This is a genomic window from Cypionkella sp. PAMC25878 (genome assembly GCF_058135695.1).
In genome coordinates, this window is sequence record NZ_CM176871.1 from 861,122 (window position 1) to 867,500 (window position 6,379).

Sequence of the window (6,379 nt, forward strand, 5' to 3'; positions counted from 1 at the left end):
ACAGGAGGCTTTATGACGACACCACTTCTTGAGACGGAAAGTTTCGTCGGCAGCCCCACGGCCATCGCCAAGGCTGTGACCTTCTTAAAGGCCCTGTCGCATGAAGGGCGCTTGCAAATTCTGTGTCTGCTGTTGGATCAGGAGCTTTCGGTCGGCACTTTGGCCGATGCGCTTGGTCTGTCACAGCCAACCGCCTCCCAGCAACTGATGCGCTTGCGGGCCGAAGGCTACGTCGGTGCGCGTCGCGAGGGCAAGACCGTCATCTATCGTCTGTTGCGAGAGGATGTGAAACCGGTGATTGCCGCGCTCCAGGATGCCTTTTGTCCACCGCCCGCAGCCAACTGAACTGGATCAGGATGGGCCGCAGACTTGGCGTGGGGCGTCAACCATGGGCAACAGCGCCGACGGGGCGCAGTTGCCGCGCACTGGGTCGTCCAGCGCGACAATCGCAACCCTCCGGTGCCCGTCCGCGAAACCAACACTTATGGTGACTGTCGAGTTCAGCCCGCTCGCGCATCGCAGGATGAGATGATAACGATCGACAGTGCGAAGTAGTGCGCAAATCCTGCCCCCGCGACCATTAAATTACCACATAATTACAACATCTTAACCTCGCATCACGCGGGGCTTTCTGCGTTTGCCATTTTGGGCGGTGCTACGGCAGTGCTACGCGGCAAAGAAAAGAAGGGGAGGGGGCATGCGTTGTTCCTTGTTCAAATTTAACGGTTAGCTAACCCTAGAGGACCGTGCCCAAGGGCACCGCAATGGAATCGGCCTACCACAGGCAGAACCTGAGCTTGGCTAACCATGTCGCGTAAACGGTGGACGCCATGCTGGTGTAGCATCGACAAAGGTTCCCGACCTTAAGTTGCCGTTCCATAATCCGCTTTGGCGGCGCGGCGGAAAAGTCACAATTACATCGCAGTGCCGAGAAAGGGGCCTAATTTTGAGAGTGGAAGCTCATGGCACAGATGAGTGGCTTGCGTTTATCGGAAAAAGGCACGTACGGTAAGCTCCAATTGAGAGCTATTGCTAAGGCAAGCCTTCGCAATAGCTCGATTAAAGATAGGATATTTCGCTTGAAGCCCAAAGTATTTATCGGATCCTCCAAGGAAGGTGTACAGATTGCGGATGCAATCCACTCCAATTTAACCTATGAAGCAGAGTGTACCGTCTGGAAGGACGGCGTATTTCAACTCTCTGGAAACATACTCTCAAGCCTAATTGAGGTTCTGAGAAGATCAGATTTTGGAATATTCGTATTCTCCCCTGACGACATTACAGTGATGCGCAATGCTTCCAACAGTACGGTTCGGGATAATGTTATTTTCGAGCTCGGACTTTTTATCGCCCGTCTAGGCCAAGAGCGCTGTTTTTTCTTGATCCCGGATGACGCTTCTGACCTCCGACTGCCTAACGACTTGGCCGGTGTAACGCCCGGGCGATATGAAGGCAGCAGGGGTGACGGTAACTGGATGGCTGCACTCAATCCGGAATGCATGCAGATAAAGTTGCAGATGAACAGACTTAAATCTTTTCAAGACGCCGTCCCTCCCCACTCCGTCCAGAGGTAAATCTCTAACACAAATAAAGAGCACGGGCACGCAAGAGACTGCACAGGCCAGTATCTCTGCCAAATATTACAAGAAGAGTATCCTTGTGAGCGGAGACACTCTTCCATACAAAGAAAAACTGACGGAGCTTGGAAACTGGAATGGAGCCTTGAACGGTTGGGTGATTACAAGAAGTAGGGAAGCTAAACTAAGAGGCGAATTTAAGGAGCTCTCAATACAATCGGGCGAAACATAGCGCTAGGTTGATCAGGGCCTCCCATCAATCAAGGTGGCGGTAGGTACATTTATCTACAGGTAAGTTAGAAGAATAAATACACATAAGTTGTGAGCTCCTACCATTGATATCAACGGAAGTATGAAGATAGACCGATCTTATTTATGTAATACTGGGTATTAAATAGTGCCCAGTATTACATAACGAGTAACTTAAATTTATGATCCAACAAATCATAGCGGTTAGCCGTAAAGGTATTCTTTGCTGCCTCGACAAGGATAGCGAGGTCTTTATCTTGAAGGACGACAATATAGGCGTGGCCGTCTACGGCAGATGCTTTGCATCGGTAATCCCCCCGGATGGCTGAGGCAGTATCGGCGTGGTATGCGGTTTCTGGGGCGGCCACGCCAATGTTGAAAGCGTTCTGAAGCGACGCCAATGGAGCCAGAGCGCAAATGACCAGCACATCCCTTCCGCCCGCCCCAAAGACGTCGCCAGAAGACGTGAAGCAACCAGAACGGCCGAAGCTCTTGCAGGTGCTGGGGCCCGGTTTGATCACCGGCGCGTCGGATGACGACCCCAGCGGCATCGCAACCTACTCTCAGGCGGGGGCGCAGTTCGGCTTTGCGCTCGGCTGGGTCATGCTGTTCAGCTGGTCTGGTAATCCCCCCATTTTTAACGGGGTGCATCCGTAGAACTTACGCGGCCATTTTCAGTTTCTGGGCGGGTGTGATGCCGCCGATGCCCATGTTCGGGCGGTCGTTGTTGTATGTCCATAGCCATTGTGTGGCGTGATCCTGTGCCTCCTCGATGGTTTCGATGATGTATTGGTCGAGCCATTCATGCCGGACGGTGCGGTTGTATCGCTCGATGTAGGCGTTCTGCTGCGGCTGGCCGGGTTGGATGTGCTGGATCGTGATGCCCTGTCTCTCAGCCCAGATCAGCAGCTTGCCACTGATGTATTCCGGGCCGTTGTCGACCCTTATGGTGCCGGGTTTGCCGCGCCATTCGATGATCCGGTCCAGGCTCCGGATGACCCTTTCGGCGGGTAGCGAGAAGTCAACCTCGATACCCAGCCCCTCGCGGTTGAAGTCATCCAGCACGTTCAGCAGCCGAAACGCACGGCCATCACCGAGGCGATCTGCCATGAAGTCCATGGACCAGGTCATGTTGGGTGCCTCGGGCACAGCAAGCACATCAGGTTTGTCCCGCTTCAGCCGCTTGCGGGGCTTGATCCGCAGGTTCAGTTCCAAGGCGCAATAGATCCGATAGACGCGTTTGTGGTTCCACGGATGGCCCTTCACGTTGCGCAGATGCAGAAAGCACAGCCCAAAGCCCCAGGTCTTGCGGGCGTCGGTCAGACCCACCAGAAGGTCGGCGATCTCTTCGTTCTCGGCTTTTAACTTCGGGCCATAGCGATAGCAGGTCTCGCTGACCCCGAAGGCCCGGCAGGCCAGCGCAATGCTGACCTTGTGTCGCGCCACCGCTTTCTCGGCCATCTCGCGGCGTTGAGATGGCCGCGTCATTTTTTTCCGAGAGCCTCTTTCAGCAGGTCGGCTTGCATGCTCAGGTCCGCATACATCCGCTTCAGCCGGCGGTTCTCGTCCTCGATGGCCTTCATCTGGCTGATCAGCGACGCATCCATGCCGCCATACTTCGCCCGCCACTTGTAGAACGACGCATTGCTCATGCCATGCTCGCGGCACAGCTCTGCCACCGGCACACCGCCTTCGGCCTGACGCAGGATCGCAAGAATCTGCGCCTCAGTGTATCTGCTTGTCTTCATTCAGAATCTCCTCGTTCATCTTGGCGAGAAAATTCTACTTATGCAGCCCCTTACTTTCGGGGGGGATTACCCCCTGATGCGCAAGCTGAGAATCTGACGAGCCTATGCCGAAAGCAGTCATGTCTACGGCCTTTGTGTGCGGCGGAACCGCTGGCCCAGATGAAGTCCGCAGATCAGTTCCCAATCAAAATTACGCGCTCAACTCGGCGCCTTGACCCCATGGGGTGTCCTGATCCCCGGTTCGACCGGTTTGTCATCTTTCCTCAGCCTCGACGCATTCACTTTCGCTGCCTGTCGCCGATCATCCGGCTGGCGCGGCGTATATCTCGTTTCGCCGCCGGATCGCCCAAGCGATGCGCGCGGTCTTGTTCGCCTGAGCCACTGCCACGACCTTGGGCTTCTTGCGGTCCTTCAATTGCAATAGCCAAGCCTTCCCCGGATCGCCCTGTCGGGTGAACCGCAGAACTGCGGTTGCGCCGGAGACCAGCAGGCGCCGGATATAGCCATCGCCCTGCTTGCTGATCCCGGTCTGGCGATCCTTGCCGCCACTCGAATGCGCCCGCGGCGTCAGCCCGAGCCAGGCCGCGAACTGGCGCGCCGAGCGGAACAGGCTTGCGTCCGGCACATTCGCCGCAATCGCGCTGGCGGTGATCGGCCCGATGCCGGGGATGGTGGCCAGCCGGCGACTGGCATCGTTCGACCGGTGCCACTCAAGAATCTTCCGCTCAAGAATCTCGACCTGTTCGGCAAGACCATCAGCTTGGCTGAGCAGGGCGTGAAGCGCCACGACAGCGTGGTTCGGGAGAGTGTCGCGAACGGTTTGAAAATGCGCCTTCAGGCTGCTCAGTCCTTCTAGGCCCTGAGCCGCAATGATGCCGAGCTCAGCCAGATGCGCCCGCAATGCGTTCGTTAGCATGGTCCTCTGGCGCACCAGCAACTCGCGCGCCTTGTGCAGCATCAGCACCGCCTGCTGGTCTTCGCTCTTCACCGCCACGAAACGCATCGTCGGACGGGTGACCGCTTCACAGATCGCTTCGGCATCCGACGCATCTGTCTTTCCGCGCTTCACGTAGGGCTTGACGTAAGCAGGCGGCATCAGCTTGACCTCATGGCCGATCCGGCCGATCTCGCGCGCCCAGTAATGCGACGACGCGCAGGCTTCCATCCCGACCAGACACGGCGACAAGGTGGCGAAGAACCGCAGCACCTCCGCCCGCCGCAACTTGCGGCGAATGCTAACCCGGCCATCTGCATCAATGCCATGGACCTGAAACACATTCTTCGCGAGATCTAGGCCGATCGTTACAATCTCCGTCATGGTGGTTCCCTCCTATATTGGAGCCCTGATCATACCACGGCGCCCCGATGCGCCACGGTTGGGACAGGGGCCGTCCACCACATCAATTTTGGACGCCGATACGGGGTTAGTTTTGGGCTCTGACTCAATTTCGATGCACTTCATGCCATGCCCAGCAGCCTTGCGCGCAGGAGATCGAGGTTTGCTCGGCCATACATCTGGCGTTTGACCAGTTTCAGCTTGGTGATCTGACCCTCGGTCTGGCCATTGGACCACGGGCTCGTGATGGCGGCGATTACGGCTGCCCGGTCGGCAATGATCCCGCGAGTGAAAGCGGCCAGCAATGTGGCTGCGTCTTCAATCCAGCCATCGAGGTCTTCGCAACAGCCCGTGCGGATCATGTGGTGGAACCGTTCGACAAGTTCGCGCACCTGCCGCAGATTTGGCAACTCAGCCTCGATCAGGGTGACGAGCATGAGATCGGTGCTAGACAGGCGTTCCTTGGCAATCATCACGAGCCGGGCGATCATCCGCGAACTTGGGCATCTACGGGGCAACTGCGCCGCCTCATCCCTGCGCCGCCGCGTTGCCCATTCCGTCACGACACGCAACGAACCTGCATAGCCTTGGACGCGCAGCCGCCGCCAGAGTTCCGCGCCATTTCGGCATCCGACGCCCCATTCTTTGGACAACCAATCGAGGTGGGCATCGAGGCTGCTCGCCCTCGGCCGGAACATCTCGCCGCGATCACCGCGAGCAACGGCACGGACGCATTTGCGCGACCGACCGGTGCGGCGCATGATCTCCTTGATCGGCACCCCGGCCTTCACCATGTCCGTGATGACGGCATTCGCCGCCGACCGGTGCCGCCAGCCCTCGTATTGATTGCGCTCGACTGCCGTCATCAGGTCGGGGTCAACACGCCCTGCGCCCACTATCCGCCGGATGTCCCGCATCGAGTTGCGAACAACACCAAGGAAGGCCGAGCTACAATTTTCCATGAGATGCCAGCGGTCTGCGACCTGTACGGCGTCCGGACGCCCGGGTAGATCAGCAGGTCCATAGCCGCCACCGCGATCCCGCGCGATGATCTCAATGGAGGGTCGTGCCGCCAGCCACGCCTGAACCGTCGCCGTTTCGCGATCCGGCAGGACATCGATGATCCGCCGTTTTTCGAGGTCACAGACGACGGTTCCATAGCGGTGGCCCTTCCGCCAGGCCCAGTCATCGATCCCGATCACTCGGGGTGCGCCATCCGTCGGTGGTGCCCTTCGGCGCACAACCCTGAGCAAGGTATCTCGGCTGACCGGAAGGACCAGTCGCGCCGCGGTCCGCTGCCCTGGCCTGCCACCAAGCGCGAGGCCTATGTGATGGACAATGCCTTCTAGACGCTCTGTCCGCCGCCCAAAACGCTGCGCGACAGCCGGGTCAAATTGCTCGGCAAAAATCTCCACCGGGCAACCGATCGACCTGCATCGGAACCGCCGCGTTCGAAGTTGCAAGCTGAC

At 58.0% G+C, this 6,379-nt stretch carries 6 protein-coding genes (1 of these 6 only partly in view); 3 read left to right on the top strand and 3 right to left on the bottom strand.

The features are described from left to right. The first annotated feature begins 12 nt into the window (after positions 1–12). The 3 genes from ACS5RD_RS03970 to ACS5RD_RS03980 all read left to right on the top strand — a co-directional run bounded on the left by ACS5RD_RS03970 (position 13) and on the right by ACS5RD_RS03980 (position 2,483). On the top strand, positions 13–345 hold the full coding sequence (locus ACS5RD_RS03970) for an ArsR/SmtB family transcription factor (protein ID WP_489930095.1): 333 nt from the start codon (positions 13–15) through the stop codon (positions 343–345). A 617-nt stretch (positions 346–962) separates the two neighbouring features. Beyond that, positions 963–1,574 (top strand): nucleotide-binding protein, encoded by a 612-nt coding sequence (locus ACS5RD_RS03975; protein ID WP_489930096.1) that lies wholly within the window; start codon positions 963–965, stop codon positions 1,572–1,574. 669 nt (positions 1,575–2,243) lie between these two features. Next, positions 2,244–2,483, top strand: coding sequence for a divalent metal cation transporter (locus ACS5RD_RS03980; RefSeq protein ID WP_489930097.1), 240 nt, complete (start codon positions 2,244–2,246; stop codon positions 2,481–2,483). A gap of 3 nt (positions 2,484–2,486) precedes the next feature. Here ACS5RD_RS03980 and ACS5RD_RS03985 read toward each other — a convergent pair. From ACS5RD_RS03985 to ACS5RD_RS03995, 3 genes are all read right to left on the bottom strand, one after another. Then, a protein-coding gene (locus tag ACS5RD_RS03985; RefSeq protein WP_489928006.1) for an IS3 family transposase occupies positions 2,487–3,574 on the bottom strand; the annotation gives its coding sequence in 2 pieces (ribosomal slippage) (positions 2,487–3,319 and positions 3,319–3,574; 1,089 coding nt in all). A 301-nt stretch (positions 3,575–3,875) separates the two neighbouring features. Continuing rightward, positions 3,876–4,892 (bottom strand): IS110 family RNA-guided transposase, encoded by a 1,017-nt coding sequence (locus tag ACS5RD_RS03990; protein WP_489930098.1) that lies wholly within the window; start codon positions 4,890–4,892, stop codon positions 3,876–3,878. Between the two features lie 140 nt (positions 4,893–5,032). Next, positions 5,033–6,379, bottom strand: the 3' portion of a protein-coding gene (locus tag ACS5RD_RS03995; RefSeq protein ID WP_489930099.1) for an ISL3 family transposase. 201 nt of this gene lie beyond the right edge of the window; only the last 1,347 of its 1,548 coding nucleotides appear in the window; its start codon lies beyond the right edge, outside the window — the gene reads right to left on this strand; its stop codon occupies positions 5,033–5,035.